Source organism: Thiocystis violacea (assembly GCF_016583565.1).
Taxonomy (GTDB): Bacteria; Pseudomonadota; Gammaproteobacteria; order Chromatiales; family Chromatiaceae; genus Thiorhodococcus; species Thiorhodococcus violaceus_A.
The window spans coordinates 13,791-36,216 of record NZ_NRRF01000044.1; the positions used below are offsets into that span (position 1 = coordinate 13,791).

The 22,426-nt window shown below is 64.4% G+C and carries 25 protein-coding genes and 1 CRISPR repeat array; of the genes, 18 read left to right on the top strand and 7 right to left on the bottom strand.

The genetic code is table 11. The annotated features are described in order from the left end of the window. The first annotated feature begins 11 nt into the window (after window positions 1-11). Window positions 12-152: a hypothetical protein gene (locus CKO23_RS16425; RefSeq protein ID WP_200332902.1), complete on the top strand. Its 141-nt coding sequence runs from the start codon at window positions 12-14 to the stop codon at window positions 150-152. Window positions 153-478: 326 nt separating this feature from the next. On the opposite strand, the gene CKO23_RS16430 is transcribed toward CKO23_RS16425, so the two are convergent. Next, window positions 479-898: a helix-turn-helix domain-containing protein gene (locus CKO23_RS16430; protein ID WP_200332903.1), complete on the bottom strand. Its 420-nt coding sequence runs from the start codon at window positions 896-898 to the stop codon at window positions 479-481. Between the two features lie 93 nt (window positions 899-991). Here CKO23_RS16430 and CKO23_RS16435 point away from each other — a divergent pair, with 93 nt between their 5' ends. From CKO23_RS16435 to CKO23_RS25305, 17 genes are all read left to right on the top strand, one after another. Further along, window positions 992-1,228 (top strand): helix-turn-helix domain-containing protein, encoded by a 237-nt coding sequence (locus CKO23_RS16435; protein ID WP_200332904.1) that lies wholly within the window; start codon window positions 992-994, stop codon window positions 1,226-1,228. Between the two features lie 2 nt (window positions 1,229-1,230). After that, window positions 1,231-2,067, top strand: coding sequence for a helix-turn-helix domain-containing protein (locus CKO23_RS26735; protein WP_200332905.1), 837 nt, complete (start codon window positions 1,231-1,233; stop codon window positions 2,065-2,067). 4 nt (window positions 2,068-2,071) lie between these two features. Then, window positions 2,072-2,764: an ATP-binding protein gene (locus tag CKO23_RS16445; RefSeq protein ID WP_200332906.1), complete on the top strand. Its 693-nt coding sequence runs from the start codon at window positions 2,072-2,074 to the stop codon at window positions 2,762-2,764. 4 nt (window positions 2,765-2,768) lie between these two features. Beyond that, window positions 2,769-3,128, top strand: a complete 360-nt coding sequence (locus CKO23_RS16450) for a hypothetical protein (RefSeq protein ID WP_207168582.1) — start codon at window positions 2,769-2,771, stop codon at window positions 3,126-3,128. Then, window positions 3,125-3,580 carry a VRR-NUC domain-containing protein gene (locus tag CKO23_RS16455; protein WP_200332908.1) on the top strand — a complete coding sequence of 152 codons (456 nt, stop codon included), beginning with the start codon at window positions 3,125-3,127 and terminating at the stop codon, window positions 3,578-3,580. The genes CKO23_RS16450 and CKO23_RS16455 overlap by 4 nt, the downstream gene beginning before the upstream one ends. A gap of 97 nt (window positions 3,581-3,677) precedes the next feature. Continuing rightward, on the top strand, window positions 3,678-3,929 hold the full coding sequence (locus tag CKO23_RS16460) for a hypothetical protein (RefSeq protein ID WP_200332909.1): 252 nt from the start codon (window positions 3,678-3,680) through the stop codon (window positions 3,927-3,929). Further along, window positions 3,926-4,954: a patatin-like phospholipase family protein gene (locus tag CKO23_RS16465; protein WP_200332910.1), complete on the top strand. Its 1,029-nt coding sequence runs from the start codon at window positions 3,926-3,928 to the stop codon at window positions 4,952-4,954. The genes CKO23_RS16460 and CKO23_RS16465 overlap by 4 nt, the downstream gene beginning before the upstream one ends. A 173-nt stretch (window positions 4,955-5,127) precedes the next feature. After that, window positions 5,128-6,210: an OmpP1/FadL family transporter gene (locus tag CKO23_RS16470; protein WP_200332911.1), complete on the top strand. Its 1,083-nt coding sequence runs from the start codon at window positions 5,128-5,130 to the stop codon at window positions 6,208-6,210. A gap of 312 nt (window positions 6,211-6,522) precedes the next feature. Continuing rightward, window positions 6,523-7,080 (top strand): phage antirepressor N-terminal domain-containing protein, encoded by a 558-nt coding sequence (locus CKO23_RS16475; RefSeq protein ID WP_200332912.1) that lies wholly within the window; start codon window positions 6,523-6,525, stop codon window positions 7,078-7,080. Continuing rightward, a complete protein-coding gene (locus CKO23_RS16480; protein ID WP_200332913.1) occupies window positions 7,077-7,706 on the top strand; it encodes a TolC family protein in 630 nt (209 codons plus the stop codon). The genes CKO23_RS16475 and CKO23_RS16480 overlap by 4 nt, the downstream gene beginning before the upstream one ends. Continuing rightward, entirely contained in the window at window positions 7,703-8,716 is a 1,014-nt protein-coding gene (locus CKO23_RS16485; RefSeq protein WP_200332914.1) for a hypothetical protein, read from the top strand. The genes CKO23_RS16480 and CKO23_RS16485 overlap by 4 nt, the downstream gene beginning before the upstream one ends. Before the next feature lies 1 nt (window position 8,717). Further along, window positions 8,718-9,815 (top strand): metal-dependent hydrolase, encoded by a 1,098-nt coding sequence (locus CKO23_RS16490; protein WP_200332915.1) that lies wholly within the window; start codon window positions 8,718-8,720, stop codon window positions 9,813-9,815. Window positions 9,816-10,001: 186 nt separating this feature from the next. Further along, on the top strand, window positions 10,002-10,559 hold the full coding sequence (locus tag CKO23_RS16495; protein WP_200332916.1) for a DUF1353 domain-containing protein: 558 nt from the start codon (window positions 10,002-10,004) through the stop codon (window positions 10,557-10,559). 426 nt (window positions 10,560-10,985) lie between these two features. Continuing rightward, window positions 10,986-12,131 carry a peptidoglycan-binding domain-containing protein gene (locus CKO23_RS16500; RefSeq protein WP_200332917.1) on the top strand — a complete coding sequence of 382 codons (1,146 nt, stop codon included), beginning with the start codon at window positions 10,986-10,988 and terminating at the stop codon, window positions 12,129-12,131. A 258-nt stretch (window positions 12,132-12,389) separates the two neighbouring features. Beyond that, entirely contained in the window at window positions 12,390-12,926 is a 537-nt protein-coding gene (locus CKO23_RS16505; protein WP_200332918.1) for a thermonuclease family protein, read from the top strand. Further along, on the top strand, window positions 12,926-13,228 hold the full coding sequence (locus CKO23_RS16510) for a hypothetical protein (protein ID WP_200332919.1): 303 nt from the start codon (window positions 12,926-12,928) through the stop codon (window positions 13,226-13,228). Before CKO23_RS16505 ends, CKO23_RS16510 begins: the two co-directional genes overlap by 1 nt. A gap of 9 nt (window positions 13,229-13,237) precedes the next feature. Then, window positions 13,238-13,555, top strand: a complete 318-nt coding sequence (locus tag CKO23_RS25305; protein ID WP_207168583.1) for a histidine kinase — start codon at window positions 13,238-13,240, stop codon at window positions 13,553-13,555. On the opposite strand, the gene CKO23_RS16520 is transcribed toward CKO23_RS25305, so the two are convergent. The 6 genes from CKO23_RS16520 to cas7e form a co-directional block, all read right to left on the bottom strand. Then, on the bottom strand, window positions 13,500-14,654 hold the full coding sequence (locus CKO23_RS16520; protein WP_346014623.1) for an endonuclease: 1,155 nt from the start codon (window positions 14,652-14,654) through the stop codon (window positions 13,500-13,502). The two genes, CKO23_RS25305 and CKO23_RS16520, sit on opposite strands and share 56 nt — an antisense overlap. A 1,354-nt stretch (window positions 14,655-16,008) precedes the next feature. Beyond that, a CRISPR array of direct repeats spans window positions 16,009-18,538; the repeat unit is 29 nt; unit sequence GGGCCTATCCCCGCGAGCGCGGGGGAACC. A gap of 66 nt (window positions 18,539-18,604) precedes the next feature. Next, a complete protein-coding gene (cas2e, locus tag CKO23_RS16525) occupies window positions 18,605-18,901 on the bottom strand; it encodes a type I-E CRISPR-associated endoribonuclease Cas2e (protein WP_200332921.1) in 297 nt (98 codons plus the stop codon). After that, window positions 18,873-19,763 (bottom strand): type I-E CRISPR-associated endonuclease Cas1e, encoded by an 891-nt coding sequence (gene cas1e / locus CKO23_RS16530; RefSeq protein WP_200332922.1) that lies wholly within the window; start codon window positions 19,761-19,763, stop codon window positions 18,873-18,875. The genes cas2e and cas1e overlap by 29 nt, the downstream gene beginning before the upstream one ends. Next, window positions 19,757-20,476 carry a type I-E CRISPR-associated protein Cas6/Cse3/CasE gene (gene cas6e / locus CKO23_RS16535; RefSeq protein WP_200332923.1) on the bottom strand — a complete coding sequence of 240 codons (720 nt, stop codon included), beginning with the start codon at window positions 20,474-20,476 and terminating at the stop codon, window positions 19,757-19,759. Before cas6e ends, cas1e begins: the two co-directional genes overlap by 7 nt. Next, the gene (cas5e, locus tag CKO23_RS16540) at window positions 20,473-21,210 is read right to left on the bottom strand and encodes a type I-E CRISPR-associated protein Cas5/CasD (RefSeq protein ID WP_200332924.1); all 738 of its coding nucleotides are present in this window, start codon (window positions 21,208-21,210) and stop codon (window positions 20,473-20,475) included. Before cas5e ends, cas6e begins: the two co-directional genes overlap by 4 nt. A gap of 1 nt (window position 21,211) precedes the next feature. Next, window positions 21,212-22,411, bottom strand: a complete 1,200-nt coding sequence (gene cas7e / locus CKO23_RS16545; RefSeq protein ID WP_200332925.1) for a type I-E CRISPR-associated protein Cas7/Cse4/CasC — start codon at window positions 22,409-22,411, stop codon at window positions 21,212-21,214. Window positions 22,412-22,426: the final 15 nt, after the last annotated feature.

Sequence of the window (22,426 nt, forward strand, 5' to 3'; positions counted from 1 at the left end):
GACCGAAGGGGATGCACCGACGCACCTTCGAGCGACTGAGGCAGCAGCATGATCGTTTCGTCAGTGCCTCGATCGCTGGGATGGCCAGTCGGCTGCGGCTGGTGGAGAGAGGGCTGGGCGGGTTGCTAGACGACCTGGATGTCGACTGGTGAATCTGTTTCGCAAAATGGACGTGGATTCTCGAAAAAGAGCCCAGCGCACGGAACCGTGAGTAAGCGTTTCTGAGGGTGGGGGTAAAAGTGGGGGTAAATTTCGGGTTTTCGTCAGAAACGAAAAAGGCTCAGCACCTGATTGATGCTAAGCCTTTGTCTTTATTGGCGCGCCCGGAGAGATTCGAACTCCCGACCACCTGGTTCGTAGCCAATTTCCCCAAACTGCTACCTTTATTTTTCAACATATTAGCGCATCCGCCCCCACGCAATCGTGACTCACCGTGACTCAGGTTGCCCCAACGTGACTGGAGCGCGTCACGTTCGAGTCACGCTCGCGAGATCCCCCTGATCGTCGTCAAGAGCTGAACGTACCCGCTTTTTGCTGCCGGTTTCGGCAGCTCGATCGAGCGCAAGGCCAACCATTCCGCCGACGTGATCTCTAGCGTCGCTAGGAGCGCGCTGTCAGCGGCGAGTTCGCGCAATCCGGCGGGCGTCCCAGGATCAGCCAACAGGCGCTCGGCAGCCGGCGAATACTCGCCCTGATCGTCAGCGAGCTGATGCCCGATCAGATAGCTCTCGGATACTCCATACAGCTCGGCCAGCCTCGCAAGCATCTCCACGCTCGGCTTCTTGTCGCCGTTTTCCAGCCGCGAGACGAAGCCTTGCGCAATTCCGAGTGCATCCGAGACCTCCTTTTGCTTGAGGCCCTTGGCCTGTCGAGCGGATTTGAGACGAGTGTGCAACATACGGCGAATTATGCCCCTGGGACATTTAACAGTCTAATTTTCCTTGAGAATATAACCTATGGGAGTTATTTTATTCCCATTGGAGGACATAATATGACCACAGAGCACCATGCCCAAACGATTGCCGTGACCGTCGGTCGGAATCTCCGAGTCTGGAGGGCACGCAACTCCGTCACCCAGATGGATCTCGCCCGGAGGATGCGGCTTTCGCAAGGCTACTTCAGCCGCATCGAGAAAGGTCAGAAGTGCCCAAGCCTCAGAACCCTGGAACGGCTGGCCGCCGAAATCGGTGTGCCTGTCAGTGAACTCATCACAACCGACGGGAGCTGACCGTGAGTCTGTCAGCCCTGGAGTGGGCTTGGAGCCTCTTGGTATCGCCCACGCAGAAGCTCGTGCTCTTGGCCCTTGCAGATCACGCCAATGAAGATCGGGAGTGCTGGCCGTCGCTCTCGCGTCTCAGCGCACGCACTGGGCTTTCGCCTTCGGGTGTCAAGGATGCGCTGAACGCGCTTGAGCGGGCACACCTTGTCATCCGGGAACGCGACCGGGGGCGCGTGACGATCTATCGGCTCGGCATCAACGGCCATCCAACTAGGCCGGGAGGCGGCCTAGGCCAGGAGGCGGCTAAGCCGCGAGACGGCTCAACTAGGCCGGGTGGCGGCCTAGGCCAGGAGGCGGCTAGGCCGTCTGGCGGCTCAACTAGGCCGAGTGGCGGCCTAGGCCAGGAGGCGGCTAGGCCGTCTGGCGGCTCAACTAGGCCGCCTGGCGGCCCTGAACTAGGCCGCCTGGCGGCCACTAACCGTAAGCTGAACCGTAAAGAACCGTTAGCAGCTAGCAGCAGCTCGCGCGAAAACCGAGTTGAACAGTCAGAAAAACCCGCTCGGCTTGCTCTTCGCGATCTGCCGCAGTCGTGGCAATCGTGGGCTACCGAGGCGCGTCCGGATCTCGATCTCGACGCGGTCTGGATAGGCTTCCGCGATTACTGGCAGGCAGCGACCGGTGACAGGGCTGTCAGTGCGGACTGGTTCGCCGTTTGGCGCAAGTGGGTGAAGCGTGAATACGAGGCGAAAGATGACAAGACAGGCGCAACCGGAGTCAATGGCCGCGACCATCGCCCGGATTACACCAAGGGAGCCACCCCGCTTGAGGACATCCCCTGGATGCAATGAACCGATGACCCTGGAGCAACTCAACGCTGTTGGGCGCGCGGAAGTTGTCGCGCTTGAGCGCGAGCGGGACCGCGACCGTCAGCACCGGCTCGAGGCGGAACTCGGGCGTTCGGGGATTCCCAGGCGATTCCTGGGGCGCGATTTCGGTGGCTACCATGCCGAGACGCCGGACCAGCGCCGCGCGCTGGAGACCTGCCAGCGGTACGCGGAAGGGTTTGCTCGCGTCCTGAGCGCGGGCTATTCGCTCGTCTTGGCCGGCAATCCTGGCACAGGCAAGACGCATCTGGCCTGCGCGATCCTGACTGCAGTGATCCGCTCGGGTCACACCGGGTTGTTCATGACCATCTCGGAGGCGCTGCGGATGATCCGCGCGACCTACTCGCCGCGGGCCGAGCGCACCGAAGAGGAGGCGTTCGCACTGCTGATCGAGCCGGATCTTCTTGTCCTCGACGAGGTAGGCGTGTCGATCGGGGACCGTGAGAAGCGCCGGGCGTTGCTATTCGATCTGGTCAACGGGCGCTATTCCGCTCAACGTCCAACGCTTCTCATCGGCAATCTCGATGCGGATGGCATGAAGGACTACCTGGGGGCGCGGATCATGGATCGCGTGCTCGAATCCGGAAGCGCGTTGGTGCCGTTCACCTGGTCGAGCTACCGGACCCGCGCGAGTCGCCCTCAGACCGCACAGGAGGCGTAGAGCCGTGCCTGAGAAAATGACCCATAGGAGTTTTGATATAACCACTCGCGCAAGCTCCACGGCCCGTACAGCGTCTCTGAGCGGGGATGCCTGGTCGGGTGCGTTCACGCTTGCGGCCGACACCAGCTCCGTGGCCCTGGGTCCGCTCGCCGCGCCTTCGATGTGCATGGATCCCGAGGCCTACCGCGCTCGCATCCGTTGGCGCTACCGCAACAGCCCGGCGGCACGCCAGCAGTTGGCGGTGTTGGCGCGGCATCTCGCCGGCGGGGACGCACGTCCGCCGCTGTCGATCACCGGACCCTTCGCAGCGGAGGCGCGCGCGATCTTGACCGCTATTCACCGTCGACCGGAGGACCTGACATGAGCCGAGCTTTTCGCCTGACCCCGATCGAGCCCCTGGAGCACGACATTCAGTGCGCGATCTTGCGCTATCTCGCCGTAGATCGACGGGTGGCGTGGGCGCGTCGCTTCAACACCGGGGCGCATGTCGTCGAGGAGCGCGACAAGCATGGCAAGCCGAAGCGTCGCTTCATTCGCTATGCCTTTCCTGGCTGCTCGGATGTGCTGGGTCAGCTCGTGACCGGGAAATTCCTGGCGATTGAGGTCAAGCGTCTAGGCGAGGAACCCAGCGACGAGCAAGCGGCCTTCCTTGCCCAAGTCGAAGCGGCCGGCGGGCTGGCGATCCTTGCCTGCGGCATCGAGGACGTGAAGCGGGGGCTGGATGCGTTCTTCGGCGAATCCGCGCCGAACGTGCAGGCGGTACGCGAGACCGCGATCAGTCCACCACTGCGCTATCCGCGCGGGGTAAGTGGCTGAACCCCAGGGGAACGCCACCCTCGCACCCCCGACCCGCGATCAGGCGTGACAGCCCGGAGAGACGGGCATCCATCCACGATGACAGGAGATCCACGCCATGGGCGAACGCACCTACACCACTAGCAACGATCGCGGCCAGGTCCTCCGGTTCCCTGCTCGCAGCGCCGAGTTGGATACCCACATCCGCAAGATCGTTGTCACCGACGAGGGCAAGCTTTCGATCGCGCTGGAATGTGAGATCACCAACGGCGACGAGGAAGCCCTAGAGCAAGTCAAGAATCTGCTCACCGCGCAGCGTGGTCCGGTCCTGACCTCCTTCATCCCGAAGCAGGAGGAGCTAGACCTATGAGCATCGCTGAATCCCTCGGTCTGCGTCGCAAGCCTTACCGCATCCTGACCCTCGACGGTGGCGGGGTGCGGGGCATCCTCTCTGTGGTCTGGGTCGAGCGCCTGGAGCACTACCTCAAGGGGCCGATTCATGCTCACGTCGATCTGATCGCGGGAACCTCGATCGGAGCCGTGATGGGATGCGCTTTTTCGATGGGGATGGATGCCAGAGAGCTGCGCCAGATCTGGAGCGACAGTGCAGCGGTGGCATTCGCCAAGCCGGTCTCGCTCAAGGACCACGGTCGGCGCTTTGCCAATCGGGTCGGGCTCGCGGCGAAGTACGACGCCGTGGGGCTCGAGACGATGTTGCGCTCGATCTTCCGTGATGCCCGCCTCGGGGATCTCGGGCGGCCCGTGATGGCGATGAGCTATGACATCCAGGCGCTTCAGGTCCACGTCTTTTCCTCTGAGCGCGAGGACCACAAGGCACTCCCGGTGTGGGAGGTCTGCCGGGCGAGCGCGGCCGCGCCGCTGTTCTTCGACCCTCACCTGATGGTCACCGACGAGACGGGCGTCAAGCACCCGCTCGCCGACGGCGGGATGACCGCCAACAACCCGGTAGTCCTGGCGATCTCGGAGGCGCTGAGCCACCAGCCGCACCGCAAGGCGATACCCATAGAGGACGTTGTGGTTGCCAGCTTCGGCACCGGTGCACCGCCCGAGGGACAGACGACGATCCCCAAGACCATCTTCGGGCACGGATCGGCGATCTTGACGGCGCTCATGACCGGTGCCGTCGGGACCGACCACGTCACTGCCCGGACTCTGCTGCCCGCCCACAACTACTGGCGCTTCCAGACCGCCATCTCTGACCGGCTGGCCGAGATGGACAACATCGACAACATCGACGAACTGCAGGCCGCGGCTTACGCCTATCTGCAGGACGGCGCCGATCATCGTCTCCACCAGCTCGCCCGCCGGATGCGTGGGCTCCCGCTTGAGGCCGGCTGGCTGGAACGGCTGACGTCACGCCGGGAGACCGCCTGATGGTCGCTCGGGCAGACTGCTCACCCTGCGCCACGGCCTCTCCCTGGACCAACCCTGCGCTGGTTGCACTGGGCCTGCCGCAGGTGCAGGGCATCGGCTGCCGCCGGTCGCGGCGAGTTGCCGCGCGGACGCGCGCAGGCGCAGGCGCCGGGCGAGCTGCCGCAGGCGCGGTGATGCTGCTCGCAAGCGGGACCGTGGATGCGAGCGGATTCGCGCTTGTCGAGCGCGATGCGGCCGGGCTCGGTCGTGCCTACGCTGGCCAGGCCGCCGTGACGGGTCCCGAGGCGGTGAGCTTCAATCCGGCCGCGCTGCCGAAGCGGAGCGCGGTCAGCGCCTCTCTCCATCTGATTCGCAACGACATCCAGCCCGAGGACGCCGGGGAGCCGGCCGCGGTGCCGACGCTCTATGGCGCCTCGCGCGGGATTGGGATCGGGCTCTACTCCACCTTCGGGCTCGCGACCGACTACCCGGAGGACTGGGCCGGGCGCTACTACGCCCTGCATTCGGAGATCCAGACCGCCCGGGCGCATCTGGCCGGCGCCTACCAGGCCGCGCCGACTTTGCGACTGGGCGCGGGTGTCTTCGCCCAGGCGTTCGAGGCAACGCTGACGAGCGCCTATCCGTTGCACGGACGAGATGGCCGCGTCGAGATCGAGGGCAAGGACGTCGGACTGGGTTGGTCGCTCGGGGGATTGTGGGCCCCCAATCCGCGGCTGGCCTTGGGGCTCGCCTATTCCTCCGCCGTGCATCACGACCTCGACGGGCGAACCCGTCTACCGTCGGGGTCGGTGTCCTCGCGGGTGGCCGTCACCACGCCGGAAACCTTGTCGGCTGGGGCCAAGTGGGATCTGCGCCCAGACCTGTCCCTGTTGAGCGGCGCGACCTGGACGCGCTGGAGTCGGTTGCAGGCGCTGGACGTGGAGCTGGCCGACGGCCAGACCCTCACCGAAGACCACGCCTGGCGCGACACCTGGCGCCTGGCGCTCGGCGGAGAGTACCGGCGCGGCCCCTGGATCTGGCGGCTCGGCACCGCCTGGGATCAGTCGCCAGTGTCCGACGCAGCGCACCGCTCGGCGCGGTTGCCCGATAGCGACCGGGTCTGGCTGGCGGGCGGGCTGGGCTACCAGGACGGGTCCTGGGCGCTGAACCTGAGCTATGCCCATCTCTGGTTTGGCGATAGGAGCGGCACGCATCCAGCCGCGGACTACAGCGGCAGTGCGGACCTCGTGGCCTTGGGTATTGCGCGGCGCTGGTAACGGGGAGCGGAGCAGCGAGGACGGCGGCGCAGAACCGAGAGATTTTCAGTCCAAAAGACGCCTGAATAGCTTGAATATTGCCGTATTGTGTATTTATTATTTAATAAATCTAATCATAGCATACAAAATATCTATGATACTGATCGGGGCTGTCACCCTCGCGTCAACGGGTCCTCGTCCAAGGCGGGTTCTGTCCGCCCATTGGCGGGCTGTGTGAGGCATCCGCATGGATGGCCGGTCCCGTTGCCGGTTGTGACAACCTCACGCGGCCTGCCGCCCTTTCGGCAGGCATTGACACGAAGGGAGTACGTCATGTCTGGTCCGACGATCCATCTTTGCGCCATCTCCTTCCGCGACACCACGCTCTATGTCCTCGACTACGACGGCAAGCCTTATACGCCAATCAGGCCCATTGCCGAGGGCATGGGGCTCACCTGGCAGGCGCAACATAAGAAGCTGATGGCCAATCAACAGCGGTTCCGCGTCACCAATATCGTGATGCAGATGCCGGGCGATGATCAGCGGCGCAAGGTCTGCTGCATTCCGCTCAACAAGCTCTCGGGCTGGCTGATGTCGATCAACGCCAAGAAGGTCAAGCCGGCGCTCAGGGCAATGATCACCGCGTATCAGGAAGAGTGCGACGAGGTGCTGTGGGAGCATTGGAGCCAGCAGCTGCCCAAGGCGCATCACGACGCTTACGACAACTACTCGCTCGCGTGCGCTTGCTTCGAGGAGTTGGCGGCCCTGTTCTACGCGATAGCGGGGCTGACGCAGCACGAGGCGCGTGCTCTCGCCGGACTTGGGCACGAGCGAGCGGACGATTGGCGAGACTACTATCGCCGCAATTCAGAAGCGCTCTTGCTCCGATGAAGGCCTTGCTCACTTTCGCTGGCCTGATGCTCTTCACCCAGGCACTTTGCGCCGAGTGCCCCGGCGCCGAACGGCTCGAGGAAGCCTTGACCCTCGTCAGCCAGACGAACCCTGTCCTGCTGGCCGAGCGCGACATCTACGCCGAGCAGCGCAGGAAAAAGCCGTGGGACGCGAGCGTAACCGTCGGCTATTCGATCACCGAAACCTTCGAGAGCGGGGCCGCAGGCCCGAACGCGGCGATCCGCGTGAAGATCCCGCTGTGGGACCGGACCCCGCAGATCCAAGCAGCGAAGGACAAGGCATCCGCCGTTGCGAAGGAGGACGCGACACGCGCGGCGCTGCTCGCCGACGTCCAAGCCCTGTGCGAGCAGACGCACCAGGTCCGGGCGCTGGATGCCGCGCACCAGTTTGCGCGCGATCAGCTTACCTACCAGCAAGAGCGCGTCGATCAGGGGATTGATCCGGCCGATTCGCTGTGGTCCGCCGCGCAATCCTTCCAGACCGCCAAGCACCAATGGGAGCAGGAGGCGGCGAAGCTCGACACTCGGCGCCTGACCCTGGCCCGCCACTACGGGGGGCAAGAATGGCAGCGGCTACGGGTTCTGTTCGAGGCGATGACGCGATGAGCTCGGCGGGGGACGCGCCAGACAGCACCGACGATCAGCTGGCCCCTGACCAGGCCGCAGATGCTCAAGCCTCCACATCGATATTCGTTGGTCGGCGGCTCGAGATCGCCCAGATCACCCGCGCCCTGTTGGCCGGTTCTTCGATCATCGTCAAAGGCCGAGCCGGGATCGGCAAGCGGGCGCTATTGGCGCGGGTTCGCGCAGGACTAGCGGGGCAACGGATCTGCCTGGCCCCCTCGGTCAGCACGCCGAAGCAGCTCACCGCCGATTTGGCCGAGCAGATCCACGAGGCCATTGGCCTTGAGGTGCCCGAGCGGCTGATTCCACCGCGCTACCGGGTGATCGCCGAGCGGACGGGCCGGGTGGAGTTCAAGCACATCCGCCGCTCGCTCTCACGCGAGCCGGTGGCCGATCAGATGGCTCTATTGCTGCGCTCACTCGAACGCCGCGACGACGTCATCCTGTTCGTCTCATCGCTGGAGGTTCCGCCGACCCAAGCCGAGATCCTGGGACAGCTCGCCGAGCACTGCCAGCTCTGCGCCGCGCTCGACGCCGACAACCGGCGCGCGCGGATCCAGCGGTTGCTCTGGAAATTCCAGCTCACGGTGGATCTCAAGCCGCTGGTCAGTCCCGATGTGCGCGACTGGGTTGAGCAGTGGCTTGCCGTGCATCCGGTGGCGTTCGAAACGCCAAGGGTCCGCCGCGCCTTCGTGCGCGCTGTGGTAAGGGACTCGGGCGGCATCCCGGCTGCCGTCCAGGGTCTGCTGGATCTCGCGCTGGTCGAGCGTTCCGTGACCCGTCGAACCCTGCGCGAGCTGAGCCACGAGGCCGCGCTGTCCTATCTCGACATGACCCCGGTGCTGGTGATCGTCTCGGTCGGTTTCATGGCGCTTAGGTACATCTCGCGCGGGATGGGCATGAAGGAGCTGATGGTGATGGCGGGAGTGGGGACCAGCATGTTCTATTTGTTGTTGTACTTCGGGCGGATGATGCAGCTGCGGAGACGGTGAGATGCTGACGCCGACCCATCTCCTGTTTGCCCAGACCGCCTATCTGACCGCTTGCGTGGTGGCCGCGCACCCCCCGGCCGCCGAGGAAGCGGTGGTTGCCTTGCTCGGCGCCGCGTTGCCGGATCTCGACAGCCGCGCAAGCTACATCGGGCGAATCCTGCGCCTGACATCGAGCATGCTGGAGCAGTATTTCGGGCACCGTAGCATGACCCATTCGCTGCTGGTCCAGCTCGTCGCGGGCGGGCTGGCGTTCTGGCTGCTGCCATTCGGCTTCGCTCTGGCCCTGATCACCGGCTGGGTCTCGCACTCCTGGGCGGACATGATGACCAAGTCGGGCGTGGCCTGGTTCTGGCCGGCGCGGATCCGCTGCGTCCTGCCCGGCAATCCGGACTATCGGATGGAGGTCGCGAAGGGTGGCGAGTTGGCGTTTCTGGTTGTGGTCGCCTTGCTCGGCGTCGTGATGATGCCGCTGGCGGCAACCGGCAAGGGAACCGCTGGGCTGATCCGTGGGGCGCTGGGAGACCTGGAGGCTGCCCGCTCGGAGTATGACCGCGACAAGGGCAGCTATCGCTTCAGCATCAAGGTCAGCGGGCGCGACAACCGCACCGACCGGGACATCTCAGGAACCTATGCGGTGGTCGGCCCTTGGGCGGCTCAGGGGCTCATCCTCGCGACCGACGACGGCCCGCGCTCATTCTGCGCGGGCAGCACCTGCGACTGGTATAGCAGCCACGCGGAGCTGACCAAGGGGGAGCCGATCCAGACCTCGACCGCCACGGTACAGGGCGCCCTGGTGAGCGTCGGGGAACTCCAGCGGCGAGCCGCAACCCTGAGCCAAGTCGGCGCGGTCTTCCTCCTCGGCACGGCGCAGGCGGAGGGCGTCAGGGCGAAATCGCCGACGTTGGAGGTCACCAGCGACGCGCTCACCTTCGCTTATGCGTCTCCCGAGATCCTGCAGGGGCTCACGGGGCGCACCTTGAGCAACGTCGATCTGGTCTTTCAGGTCCGGCATGCTCCGGGCGCGAAGCTTCCGGACCTGGATCCTGTTCAGTCGCGCGGCGCGGAGACGTCCGAACTCCTCAAACGCTGGTTGCGTTGATGTAGTAAACGACCGCAAACGGAATGTTTGCGATAGTTCAATGCTCGTTGCCTCTCTTTTCAGCGCCTACCTGCCAAACGGCTTCCCATGAGCTAAGATTTGAATGTGTACGAAACAGCACGGCCGACAAGGGTATAGCGGTAAGTTCGCTTTGAGCATTAACAGGAGGCAACTGAGGTATTCAAAATGTCGCACGGCACCTTCTCTGGGAATCCGAAGACGGAATGGTTGACTGATCTTCACGATGAAGACCGGAACATGCTGCTACTGGAGGATTTCTCCTTCACAGACCCCGCCGGACGGGTGTGGCCTGCACCCAAAGGAGAGACGATCAACGGCGCAAGTATTCCTCGCCCGCTCTGGTCGACTGTGGGGAGCCCTTACACTGACGACTATCGCCGCGCATCGGTTGTCCACGATATCGCCTGCAATACGCATGGAGTCTCGCGGAAAGAGGCTGACGCGATGTTCTTCCATGCCTGCCGCGCTGGCGGTTGCTCCGAAGCTCAGGCACGCATCCTATATGCAGGTGTGCGCATTGGAGCTTGGGCTTCCAGGAGTTTGCCAAAGCGGACGATGGCCAAAGAGAACATCCTGTTCAGGCTGCCGCTCGAGGTGCCAACAACTGAAGAGCAGTTCATGCAAAGCAAGCTGTCAGACATTTCGGCTGAAATGCAGGAATTGCCTCCAGGGGCAACGATCGAGCAGCTTGATGACATCATTGCGTGTCACCTTCAGTTCTGATGTGTCTATGCACCAGGCGCTCGGAGAGAGCGCCCGCGTCGCGGTTGTTGCGCACTCTTCGGTGAATTCGGCGAGAAGATCCTGACGCAACGTGCTCGTCTATCCGAGCATTCCTTGATCTTGGTTCGGACCGTTGGCGTTGCCTGTTTGAACGGACAAACGCACTTCTAGGTTGTCGGTAACCTTCTCTGTAGAGGATCACTCCGCCGTATATTCCCGGCGGCCAGGCCGTTCGTCCTCGACAGTCAAAACGACCCGGCCAACTTCCAGTTCAGAAGCCCCGCTTGTTTCTCTGTGTTGGTGGATCGCGCAATCTCTAGAACGGCGGGCTCGCAGAACGCGCAGGGTCATGGGGTCTATCCTTATGACGACGATCTCAGGCGTTTCTTGTCCTGACTGAAATGGCACGCGACGGGAGTCCGACCGATGGCACTGCGCTCACAACTGTTCGCCGACAACCCAGCGCTTCAGGCTTGTCTCGTCAACGACGCTGCTCACGTCGTGCCCGGATCCCGAGGCGAACATGTGGCGCGCATCCAGGCCGCGCTCGTGCGGCTTCGGTATCTTGTCCCGGAAGCGGCCAGCCAGGAGACTGCGGTATACGGCCCGCAGACGGCCAACGCGGTGCTCAGCTACAAACGCGACTTCGACGTGGTCAATCGGCGCTACCAGACGCAGGCCGACAATGTCGTGGGACGCATGACCATCGCCTCGCTCGATCATGCCATTTGGGTGCTGGATGGGGCGGGCGGGCCGCCCCGCTTGGTCGACCTCGGTCGTCTGCACCCCGTCAGTCCCCGCGTCGCGACACTCAGCGCGCAGCCCGTCGCGACCGCACCGCCTGCATCAACGACGCGCGCGCCGATTGGCGGCGCGTACAAACCGCCGCTGTCCGGCTTGCCGGCTGAGATTCAAGCGGTCGTTCGGCGCAGCAACGCGGCGAAGACGCCTGGGAAGATGTTGCTCTTCCCCTTCGTGGCCGTCCATGAACCCCCGCTCGATGACGATGAACTCTCAAAGCGCTTCGCCGCAAACCCGGATTCCACAGCGACCTTGCGCCGGCTCCATCACCGGATGGTCCCTTTCGGTATCTGGTCGCTGGTGAGGCTCATCGAAAGCGTCTATTCAGGAACGGGCTCCAAGGGCATGTTCTGCGCCGTCGTCGATCCGGCTGTGGCGCTGACTCACATGATCGGTTTGACACGCGGGCCGGTCGCGCCGATCAACCCCTACTTGGCGCAAATCAAGGTTCCTTTGACGGACTCGAAATTCTGTCGCGACGCCTTTAACGTCCACGGAGAACGGGATTCATTTCGCGAGATCGTAAGGCAGGGTGAGGGACTGCATATCTGCATCACCAACGCGATCGGTCGCGCCCGAACCGACGAGAAGTATCCCTACTCTGATTTTCACATCGACCACATTCAGCAGGGCCAGGTGTGTGTCGACGGGTTTTGTGTCCCAATCGTCAACGGACAGACGATTGAGCACTTGAGGACGGTTGGTCCATGGCTGATTCAGCAGCCAGGAGAATGGCTGAAGAAGCATCTGCCGACGATCCCAGTATTCTGAACACACCGACATTGATGCGGTGCACTGTCCTCGCGGTGCGCTCTGTGTCGCAGCAGCCCGCCGTCGCTGTGCTGGGATTTTCGATTGAGCATCGCACTGGATGGGCTCCGGAGGAGGTCATCCTGAGCGCCAACAGCTGCATGGCGTGGCGCCGTCAGCAGACCAGGCTGCGGCGTCAGCGGCAACGAGTTGACACGATCTCTTGTATAAGGGAATTCAAGCCGATCGAAAAAATTACGTTATAACGTAACATCAGACATGACCCGTCTTCGCATCCCCTGGCATCGACTCCTTCCGCGTCACCAACGCCTCGCCCTGTTCTGGGCCTTCTCTGGCATCGGCATCGCCGCACCCTGGATCCTGGGTGACACGATCTCGTTCAACACGAGAAAGCCGCCCGAGTGCATGATCAACAGCATCTATGACGGCGACACCCTCCGCGCCACCTGCGGCGCCGAGAAGGTCAAAGTCCGGCTCTACTGTATCGACACGCCGGAGATGGGACAGCGGCCCTGGGGCACCGAGAGCCGTGACTATCTGCGCAGGATTGCCCCGTCCACCGTCCGGTTGGTGGAGCACGACAAGGACCGCTATGGTCGCATCGTCGGCGAGGTGTTCGATGGTGAGACCAGCTTGAATCTGGCAATGGTCGCGGCGGGTCGCGCGGCCGTTTATCCTCGTTACTGCAACGAATCCCGCTTCTATGCGGCACAGGAGCAGGCCAAGACTGCAGGGCGTGGGATCTGGGAGAAGCCGGGCGATCAGCAACAGCCCTGGACATGGAGACACCACTGATGGATCTCGCATGCTTGCATGACCTTCTGAAGGATGAACTCGACGCCAGGAATCGTGAGAGCCTGACGCGCGTTCATGCGATCGAGCGCCGCGTCCTAGATGGCGAACTGCTCACCGGCGCCGACTTGCAGACGATCAATGACGCCATCGAATCGGCCACCAGCACGCTCGCCGTCGGCGAGTTCGACCGCGCCGAGGTCATCCTCGCCCGTCGTATCCTCGTCTCCTGCACCGCCATTCGGACCCACTCGATCATCAACGACCACCGGTGCCAGAGCGTTGGGGCTCCAACGAACCCATGAGGTCGCACCATGCCCATCTTCGACCACGACTTTGAGCTGACTTGGTTCGACGCTGGCTCAGCCGTCTTCGATGGCATCATCGACCCGGCCTGTTTTCCGCCGCTCGGCGACTGCAAGGCGCAACGTGAATGGCTCGCCGGATTCGCGGGAGCCTGGGCGGAGCTTCCGGAGTGTCCCGGCCTGGAGCAGGATCCCCGGAGCCAACCGGTCGAGGAGGTCCTTGCGCGTGCCCTTGCCGACCGGCCCGAACTGCTGCGGCAACTGCTCGCGATCAGAGCTTTCGGAAGTTCTCCACGTACTCGTTACCATGTCGCTGGATCGCCTTGATGCGCTTGTCTCGCTCGATCTCCCAGGCATCGGGAGGATCCCCGTTGTTCCATGCCTTGTATAGCTGCTGGTCCTGGCTGCTCAATCGAAACCCATAGGTGTCGCGCATGTAGAGCATGGTCCGGGCGATGTCTCCGCGAACGTCAGCGGGTGGTTGAACTCTGCGGATGCTCGAATCGATGCGGATCTCGCATTCTCCGAAGCGCTCCCCGCGGCTGACCATGCCCCAGTTGTAGTTCGACCGCTGACCGTTGATCTGCCCGACGGCAGGATAGAGGTTGATGAGATCGTTATGAGCGGCCTCGAATACCGGATCGACGCGCTGACAGCAGTCGCGACCGGATAGCGTTTCGCCATTGTCTTTGCTGCACTCCTTGAAGGCTTTTGGCTCACGCCAACACTGGCGCGACTGTCCAAACTGGGCCGCCGGAAAAACGTGCTCGGCCTCGACCCGCCTGGCCCGGCTGACGCTGGATAAGCTGGTAAGGCCGCAACTCCCGAGATCGATGGCACCCTTATCGCTGTAGCGGCATCCGCAGTAGAAAGTCTCGCGGTGATCGAAGTAGACCTTGTTGTATAGGTAATCCTTCGCCGTCGAGAAAGATCCTGCCGTTGTCGGCAGCGTTTTGCCGTCAACGGCTTTAGGCTCGGCCCAAGGAAGCTCGGGCAGGTCAGGCAACCGAAACTCGGGCAACCATGCCCCCAGGTCTTTGATGCTCGCCGGAACTTCGAGGTCATGGTCGGCCAGAGACCCGAGCAGATCCCCAAGCCAGGTGCCGGTATCCCCGGCTACATCCACCAGCAAGGCACGGATGTCTGTGGCGATAGCGAATGCTTCTTGCCCGTTCTCGGGCAGCCGCTCCACGATCGACTGCGGCGTGAAGGATACGGCGCTGATGATGCCCAAGCCTGCGGCGACGTCACGTAACTTCGCGAGCCAAACACGCATCGGAAAGCGGTTGAAAATCGCAAACGCCGCAGAGCCGTTGCGGGCACTAGGTTTCGTGGACTTACGAGCGGAACGAGCCATGGAGATACAGCGAGCAAAAGGGACGCACTGTACCAGTTCATGCAGGCAAAGGAGGAGCGTGCCGGTCACGGCGCTTGCAGATCCAGCGCGCCCGGAGCCGCCGCTTGATTCATGTGGTGGCGGCACCGGCCACCCTGGGCAAGCGCCGCGCCCGTCACGACCGATGTGGACATCTCCCCCCCGGCCCCCGCTGGGGGTGGGTTGAGCGTGGCCGCCCGGCTCTTGGCAAACAACGCCAACAGCCGGGCGGCCACGACCGATTTGAGATGCGGGAGCACCCGCGCCCCGAGGGGTCGCTGCGCTCCAAGGTAGGTCTGCCGGCGCGGGGTCGTGCCCGGCAAACAGCGCCGGTCACTCCTTCCCCGCACCGTCAGCCCGCTACTTTCGATCACCCCCTAGCCCCTCAAGGGGGAAGAATTGCCGCGACCTGCGTGGACATCTCCCCCCTACCCCCCCGCTGGGGGGAACGTCCGGCTCAAGCTCACCGCAGGCATCGGCCCCGCTTGCGCCAACCGCTCCGGCAGCGCGCGCGGCCAGGGCGCCGGGCTGTGCTCGCCATCCCTGGACTGCGCATCCCGGCACGCCCTGAGTCCGCGCGCCCTGCCTCCACGGCTGGCACGGCGCTCAGTGGTCCAACTCATCGTCCTGGAAGCTGAGGAGCGCGCCTGTCACGGCGCCTGCTCAGCAGGTCCACCGGGCGCCGCAGTGGTTGATCTCGTTGAGGCGGCCCCCGCTGGCCCTGGCAGGCGCCGCGCCAGTCGCGACCGAATCTCACAGGGCATCGCTCGACCTCGGCCCGCAGGCGCCGGCCATCGCCCCCGGCCAGCGCAAACACCGCGCTCGCCGGGGTCGCCGGTCGGCACTCCGCTCCGCACTCCGACTCATCGTCTCAGGCGTGGAGCGTGCCCGTCACCCGCCTTGCATCGCAGCACCCACCGGCGCCTTGTCCTCGATTCTGGGGTAGCGGCCCCGGCAGGCGCTGGCAAGGCGGGCGCCGGTCACGACCGATTCATATGCCCGCCCACCGCCCTCCGGCTGACAGACCAGTGACAGGCGCCGCTTAACTGCGTTCAAGCGGACGCCGGCAAGCGCTGGCATTGCTTGCGCGCTCGATGAAGAGCGAGCACCGCGCCTGAATCGACCCTCGCCGCCCGACTCAAGCGCAGTGGCACCCAGCTTCCACGCGCGCGACTCGCCCCCGCCTGACGGCGGGGTCTCGACCGCCCGCGCGCGCGGCGTCAGCGTGGCTGCGAGGTTGGGTAGCAGCGCGCGCGGGCGGATGCGCTCTAGTGCGAGCCTGTTACCCCGCGTCAGACCACCATCATGATCAACCTCGGCACGGGGCCGCTGCTGCAAGCATCGCTCCGCAGTGGAATGGCGGATCGGCAGCGGTCGGTGGCTCGCCGCTGTCAGCCTTGAGCGTGGGCCTATCCCCGCGAGCGCGGGGGAACCGCTAAAACCGTCTAGCGTCGCTAGCGTGAACGGGGCCTATCCCCGCGAGCGCGGGGGAACCGCTGGGCAGGCGGGGGTGGGCGATGCTCCGGCGGGCCTATCCCCGCGAGCGCGGGGGAACCCGCCGAGGTCTGCGCCCGAGCCTGGTCCTGCAGGGCCTATCCCCGCGAGCGCGGGGGAACCCTCGATCAGATGGGCGTCGTGGTCGTGCGTAAGGGCCTATCCCCGCGAGCGCGGGGGAACCTCCATCAAACACTCCGAGCATGTGTGCGAGCAGGGCCTATCCCCGCGAGCGCGGGGGAACCGGCGCTCGTCTCGCTTAGATCAGGTTGGTCACGGGCCTATCCCCGCGAGCGCGGGGGAACCGCTGGAGGAAGCGGTGGGCATACCTCGATATCGGGCCTATCCCCGCGAGCGCGGGGGAACCACGGCGGCCAATGAGTTGGTGCAGTCGCACGGGGGCCTATCCCCGCGAGCGCGGGGGAACCAAGCTCACCCTGGATGCACTCGAGGACGTGGCGGGCCTATCCCCGCGAGCGCGGGGGAACCACGACTTCAAGGTCATGCGGAGCGCCGCCTTTGGGCCTATCCCCGCGAGCGCGGGGGAACCATCATCGCATCCGAGAATCTGACGGCCGGGACGGGCCTATCCCCGCGAGCGCGGGGGAACCTGAACCTCAAGCGGTACCACCTCTGGTATCAGGGGCCTATCCCCGCGAGCGCGGGGGAACCGCGAGAGCAGAGGCGGAGCGGCTTGCGACTTTGGGCCTATCCCCGCGAGCGCGGGGGAACCGCCCCGCCTGCTTGCCATCCGCGATTGCTAGCGGGCCTATCCCCGCGAGCGCGGGGGAACCAGGTGATGGTCGACGATCGCGACGAATTGGGCGGGCCTATCCCCGCGAGCGCGGGGGAACCGTGGGACGACGGCATCGGCAGTGGGCGCGGTGGGGCCTATCCCCGCGAGCGCGGGGGAACCCACTCGGGGCTGCAGCAGGTCAGGCCCCAGCGGGGCCTATCCCCGCGAGCGCGGGGGAACCGTCGACGTGACGGGGCCGTGGAGGTAGTCAATGGGCCTATCCCCGCGAGCGCGGGGGAACCGGTGATCGACGGGCGATCCATGACCTCGACCAGGGCCTATCCCCGCGAGCGCGGGGGAACCTCGACCGCGATGGCGCGCACCGTGGCGCCGTGGGGCCTATCCCCGCGAGCGCGGGGGAACCATGACTCGCGCGGTCGTCCGACACGCCGATTTGGGCCTATCCCCGCGAGCGCGGGGGAACCCTGATCAGAGACCCGCCCCAGCTTGTCCATGGGGGCCTATCCCCGCGAGCGCGGGGGAACCCCAGTGGCGCGTTCATACCTTGGCCCCGTAGAGGGCCTATCCCCGCGAGCGCGGGGGAACCAATGCATGGTGGGTTTATGGATACTAAGGATTGGGCCTATCCCCGCGAGCGCGGGGGAACCGGCGTGCCCGATGTCGTTCACCAACCTGGCCTGGGCCTATCCCCGCGAGCGCGGGGGAACCTCTCGCCCTGGAGCGCAGCATCCGAGGCGATCGGGCCTATCCCCGCGAGCGCGGGGGAACCCGCAAGCTGGAGGCGCAAAAGTCATCCGATGGGGGCCTATCCCCGCGAGCGCGGGGGAACCATTCGCTTGACCGCCATGGTCATCGGGAATGAGGGCCTATCCCCGCGAGCGCGGGGGAACCGTTCGGCATTCCAGCGACGACGTTCGGGCTGTGGGCCTATCCCCGCGAGCGCGGGGGAACCGGGTCGGCGTGCCATCTCCGGTAAATTTCGGCGGGCCTATCCCCGCGAGCGCGGGGGAACCCTGTGCGAGATCAATTACTCGGACAATCCGTGGGGCCTATCCCCGCGAGCGCGGGGGAACCGCGAACACGGCCGACAACCTAAATCCTTGACAGGGCCTATCCCCGCGAGCGCGGGGGAACCTTCTACGACCCAAATTCAGGCTTCTCTCGTCAGGGCCTATCCCCGCGAGCGCGGGGGAACCAAACCGCCGAGTCCAAGCGCCTGGATTTGATCGGGCCTATCCCCGCGAGCGCGGGGGAACCATCCAGGACAATTACCGCAAAAACGCTTACAGGGGCCTATCCCCGCGAGCGCGGGGGAACCCTCAATGAATGGGTCGCTGGTGTGCTGATGGCGGGCCTATCCCCGCGAGCGCGGGGGAACCGCGCGGCGTGAAGGAGCGCTGCGAAATGGCCGGGGCCTATCCCCGCGAGCGCGGGGGAACCGCGCCGCGCTTCTGCCTCCATGCGCCGTCTGCGGGCCTATCCCCGCGAGCGCGGGGGAACCCTGAGATGTTGGCTTGGATGCCTTGGATCATGGGGCCTATCCCCGCGAGCGCGGGGGAACCCAGTAATGGCATTATTTGCGTAGGCTTGGCTGGGGCCTATCCCCGCGAGCGCGGGGGAACCGGAGCATCGCCCCTGTCGGGCGCCTGGTGGTGGGGCCTATCCCCGCGAGCGCGGGGGAACCTCTTGCAGTTAAGCGCATACCCTACAAGAGAAAAACGGGAGATACATTAGTTTTCAAAGAGCGCTTTTACAAAGACTTTCGCACCAGCCACAGTCCGTCGATATCGACCAGTTCTCTCGGCGGCGTCCCCAGCGTCGCGATACCAATACCCCCTGTTGCATTCACATCCCGCCACACCATCACGATGCTTCCTGTCGGCTCCGCTGTGTGCCAAGCCGTCAAGACCCCCCAGGTGCGAGAGCGCACACCCGGATTCATGCGCGGTGAGATGTAGACCGTTGGAGCAACCTCCAGCATGAGCGAACCGAGATATCCACGGTATCGGTCGGCGACATCACGCGTTACGATCATGACCAGAGGCATCGGTCTCCTCCATGCGGATGACTTGCTTGATGCGATCGATCATCGAGGGGATTACATCCTGCTTGCGAAACACGGTCGCCGCTTCGCGCCTGACCAAGCGATCGACCGTCTTGCTGTCCGTCTCGGCCTTCTTCGCGACCGTGAAAGCAACCTGCAGAGTGATGGTGTCCCGGAACAGATCGGCGATATCCAGTACGAACGACTGCCCCGAATCCTCATGGATGAACCCTAGCTGGGGGATCGCCGCAACGGCCTGAACAGCAATTGCCGCCGCCGCTTGAACGGCAGTCGCCGCGTGATTGATCGCTTGGTTGGGGATGTCCGTCGCGCTGGGGTTGGCGCGATCGTAGTGCCGCCCCTTCCAGTCGATTCCATAGCGCTGCGCCATCAACTGATAGGTTGCTTTGACGCGAGAGCCCTCAATGCCGCGCAGGGTATCCAGGTCTCGATGAGGTAGTACTTCGCCGAGGCGCAGGGCGTACATGCGGCGGGCGACGCTGATGCGCCGACGCGGATTACCCCACAATTCAGCCTGACGGCGAGCGATGTCGGAACGGTCCGGCATCAAAGGCGGCGCGGTGTAGCAGCGCACGCCGTCCTCGCCCACCGCTGCCATCAAGGTGCCGTGCCTGGCGAGCAGGCGAAGCGCGTCATGGGTTACGGTACTACCAGGGCCGAGCAGGATCATCGACACGGTTTGATGCGGGATCTGCACCGCAGAGGGTGTCAGTGAGTCCTTGCCCTGGAAGAAATGCAGACAGCCATCGATCACGCACAGCTCGCCACGCTCAAACCAGATCAGCCCATGCCGATCGGCATGGGGCATCCGCGAGGTTTCAAGGCCGAGTCGTCCCTTCAGCATGAGCGGGCCGGCTTGAGCAACAGCATGCCGAAACCGAAGGCGCGGTGCCGCCCGATACCGCGCGTCAGCAGGCGGGTGAAGGCATCGCTATCGCCAACGTGCAACTGGCCCTTGAACACGGCATCGGGGCCAGAGAACGAGCGCGCTTTGCGTTGTCTGGCCTCGTCAGACCCGGCACGTCGGATCACGCGACTGAGCCGAAAGGCGTCCATACCGGCCTGAAGCAACTGGGCGGCGCCGTGTTCAGCGAGCCGCTTTCGTAGCCACTCGGCGTAGATCATTTCGCGGTTGATGGGCTGTTCAGGCGACGGTTCCGCTTCGATGGCGTGCAGAAAGACATCGCGCTCGCGACCGTCCTTTGCCCGGAGTACCGGGCGCACTCGGACCTCGAAACTCAGCGCTTGGCCCTTACTCCATGAGGTCGGAAACGGCCGCGCGGCGAGGCTATCCAACCCCAGTGCTCGCGCCACATCAGGGGTCGCCAGGGCCGCGTTGTCATGCAGCGCCGCCGGGGGTTGATCTGAGTAGGCCAAGAGTCCCTGTCGCGGGCCGAGGTAGCGAAACGGCTTGGGGGATTGCTCGCCAAAGGCCGCAGTCAGCAGGGCATGCAACGCATATCCATCATCACCGTCAGGCGACAGCAGCCGATGGCGGGTTGCCCAGATGGCCATGGCTTCGGGATCAGGCGAGCAGTGCAGCAGGTAAAGGCTCATGCCGGTTTCTCCTCGACCCGAACCCGACCTTCCCGAATCGGCCGCCAACCGCCATGCACGCCGCTGGTCCAATTGCGCTCGTCGCAGAGGTCGAGACCCCGGTCACCCGGCATGGTGCCCTCGCCATCCGGCCATTGCAGCCGCGCGCCATCTGGCGCATCGACTGGCAAGGGCACGGAGCGCAGGACGTGCAAGACGCTTTCGCCCTCGTGCCATCCGTCGAATAACCGACGGCTCGGGAGGCATGGCTTACGGCCGATGAAGAGCGGGCGGGCTGGGTGATCGAGGGCGGTGGCCACATCATCCAGCGTCGGGGGCTCGTCGGTTGGTTCGAGGCGTAGAGCGACGAGCATGGACAGGTCGGCGTGGTAGTCGCGGTAGCGCTGCAAGGTCAACGCCTTGCGGCCGTCCGGCTGCGGCGCATAACTAGGACTCTTCGCACGCCCTTCCGGAATGCCTTGGGTTGTCCATCCCTGATCATTCTCAAACAGCAATGCGGTTTGATAATCCTGTATTCGCGTTCCCTGGCGCTCCAAGCGCGCGCCTAAAACAAGCCGCTCCTGCAATCGATCATGTTTCTCTGTTTCCTCGCGCCGCCAGCCCAGGGCATTGCCCAGCAGTCCCGTGACCATCGACAGTGCCGGAAAGTCGCGGATGATGCCGAAGTTATCGATGGTTTCCCCACCGAACGCCATCAGCGGCGCCTCCAGCCGCAGGAGTAGATGGCGAGGCATGTCAGCACGCCCCTGTCACGATCGCCTCAGCGGTCCAGGTGGCGAGCGCGCTCAGATTGAGGCGTTGGGCCTGCGGAATCTCGACCGGATCGAGCGCCATCACGCGGCGGGTCAAGGTCGCGCCGTAAGCCTCGTCCATCTTGGCGATTTCGTCGCTCAGGCAGACCACGGCGCGTTCGCGAATCGGCCTCTCATCCCGGGCCGACAGTGGCAGGGCATCGTGAAAGGCGCCTGCCAGACTGCGCGGCTGCCAATCACCCGCCTCGACCAGCATCAGCTTGGCCCAGTCGAATGGCGCGGTCGAACCGCGTTTCGCGCCGGGGCTGACGGTGGCGATCAGGTGCAGGAGGTGTTCGACGACTTTCCCCGCTAACGCGCGCTTCTCCGGTGGCGTCGTGGCAGCGAAGCATTCTTTGGCCGCGAGGCCCTCCAGATTCTCGATCAGTTGGCGGACATCGACCACGACATAGCCGTAGTACAGCCCCGAGGCCAGCTCGGTGTCGAAGATGCCCGCCGAGCCCAGCTCGCCGCTTTCCTGAAGGAGATCGTCGACGACGGTGAAATAGTCGTTCTCGACCTGGGCCTCATGCACCGTAAAGGCATGGGCCACGTAGACCGCGGCGTCCCGGCTGGTGAGGACGTCGGATGTCACCATCCGACCGAACAGGGCCGATTCCAGACCGCTCCCATGCTTTAGCGCCTCGATGTTCTTCTTCTCGTCCTTCAGCATTTTCGCCACGGTGATGCGCACGGCGCTTTCGTCCGCACTTGCGCTCGCCGACTCGATGCAGCGCTGGACCAGATAGTCGATTTCGGCTTTTCCCATCAACACGGCCTGACCGGTATTCAGTGCATCGTTACCTTTCATCTCCTTTCCTGCCTTGTCCACCAAGCCGCCATTGCGCAAGGCCTCCACCGCCGCTTGCGCCAGGGTCTCGGTGACGCCGCCCTCGACGATCCGCTTGCGGATCAGCTCCAGCGTTCCCCGAGAGCGGATCGCCATCGGAACCGCCAGCGCTGACAAGGCAAACCGGTCGTCGGCGATCCGCCAATGACGCTTCAAGCATTGCGAAGAGATCCGTGTCCGCATGGCGTTCCCCAGCGGCAGGCGCTTGGCGAGTCCGGCATCGTCGCGATTGATCAGCGCGGCGGGATAGGTGTGCAGGGTGTGGATCTGGATGAAACGCGGTTCAGTCGTCATGGCGTTACAGTTCCT

Coding starts and splice junctions, on each gene's coding strand:
- CKO23_RS16445 (WP_200332906.1), top strand. CDS start 2,072: ATGACCCTGGAGCAACTCAACGCTGTTGGGCGCGCGGAAGTTGTCGCG.
- CKO23_RS16455 (WP_200332908.1), top strand. CDS start 3,125: ATGAGCCGAGCTTTTCGCCTGACCCCGATCGAGCCCCTGGAGCACGAC.
- CKO23_RS16465 (WP_200332910.1), top strand. CDS start 3,926: ATGAGCATCGCTGAATCCCTCGGTCTGCGTCGCAAGCCTTACCGCATC.
- CKO23_RS16460 (WP_200332909.1), top strand. CDS start 3,678: ATGGGCGAACGCACCTACACCACTAGCAACGATCGCGGCCAGGTCCTC.
- CKO23_RS16480 (WP_200332913.1), top strand. CDS start 7,077: ATGAAGGCCTTGCTCACTTTCGCTGGCCTGATGCTCTTCACCCAGGCA.
- CKO23_RS16505 (WP_200332918.1), top strand. CDS start 12,390: ATGACCCGTCTTCGCATCCCCTGGCATCGACTCCTTCCGCGTCACCAA.
- cas2e (WP_200332921.1), bottom strand. CDS start 18,901: ATGCCTCTGGTCATGATCGTAACGCGTGATGTCGCCGACCGATACCGT.
- cas1e (WP_200332922.1), bottom strand. CDS start 19,763: ATGCTGAAGGGACGACTCGGCCTTGAAACCTCGCGGATGCCCCATGCC.
- CKO23_RS16475 (WP_200332912.1), top strand. CDS start 6,523: ATGTCTGGTCCGACGATCCATCTTTGCGCCATCTCCTTCCGCGACACC.
- CKO23_RS16430 (WP_200332903.1), bottom strand. CDS start 898: ATGTTGCACACTCGTCTCAAATCCGCTCGACAGGCCAAGGGCCTCAAG.
- CKO23_RS16510 (WP_200332919.1), top strand. CDS start 12,926: ATGGATCTCGCATGCTTGCATGACCTTCTGAAGGATGAACTCGACGCC.
- CKO23_RS16495 (WP_200332916.1), top strand. CDS start 10,002: ATGTCGCACGGCACCTTCTCTGGGAATCCGAAGACGGAATGGTTGACT.
- cas6e (WP_200332923.1), bottom strand. CDS start 20,476: ATGAGCCTTTACCTGCTGCACTGCTCGCCTGATCCCGAAGCCATGGCC.
- CKO23_RS16470 (WP_200332911.1), top strand. CDS start 5,128: ATGCTGCTCGCAAGCGGGACCGTGGATGCGAGCGGATTCGCGCTTGTC.
- CKO23_RS25305 (WP_207168583.1), top strand. CDS start 13,238: ATGCCCATCTTCGACCACGACTTTGAGCTGACTTGGTTCGACGCTGGC.
- CKO23_RS16500 (WP_200332917.1), top strand. CDS start 10,986: ATGGCACTGCGCTCACAACTGTTCGCCGACAACCCAGCGCTTCAGGCT.
- CKO23_RS16435 (WP_200332904.1), top strand. CDS start 992: ATGACCACAGAGCACCATGCCCAAACGATTGCCGTGACCGTCGGTCGG.
- cas7e (WP_200332925.1), bottom strand. CDS start 22,411: ATGACGACTGAACCGCGTTTCATCCAGATCCACACCCTGCACACCTAT.
- CKO23_RS16485 (WP_200332914.1), top strand. CDS start 7,703: ATGAGCTCGGCGGGGGACGCGCCAGACAGCACCGACGATCAGCTGGCC.
- cas5e (WP_200332924.1), bottom strand. CDS start 21,210: ATGCCTCGCCATCTACTCCTGCGGCTGGAGGCGCCGCTGATGGCGTTC.
- CKO23_RS16490 (WP_200332915.1), top strand. CDS start 8,718: ATGCTGACGCCGACCCATCTCCTGTTTGCCCAGACCGCCTATCTGACC.
- CKO23_RS16425 (WP_200332902.1), top strand. CDS start 12: ATGCACCGACGCACCTTCGAGCGACTGAGGCAGCAGCATGATCGTTTC.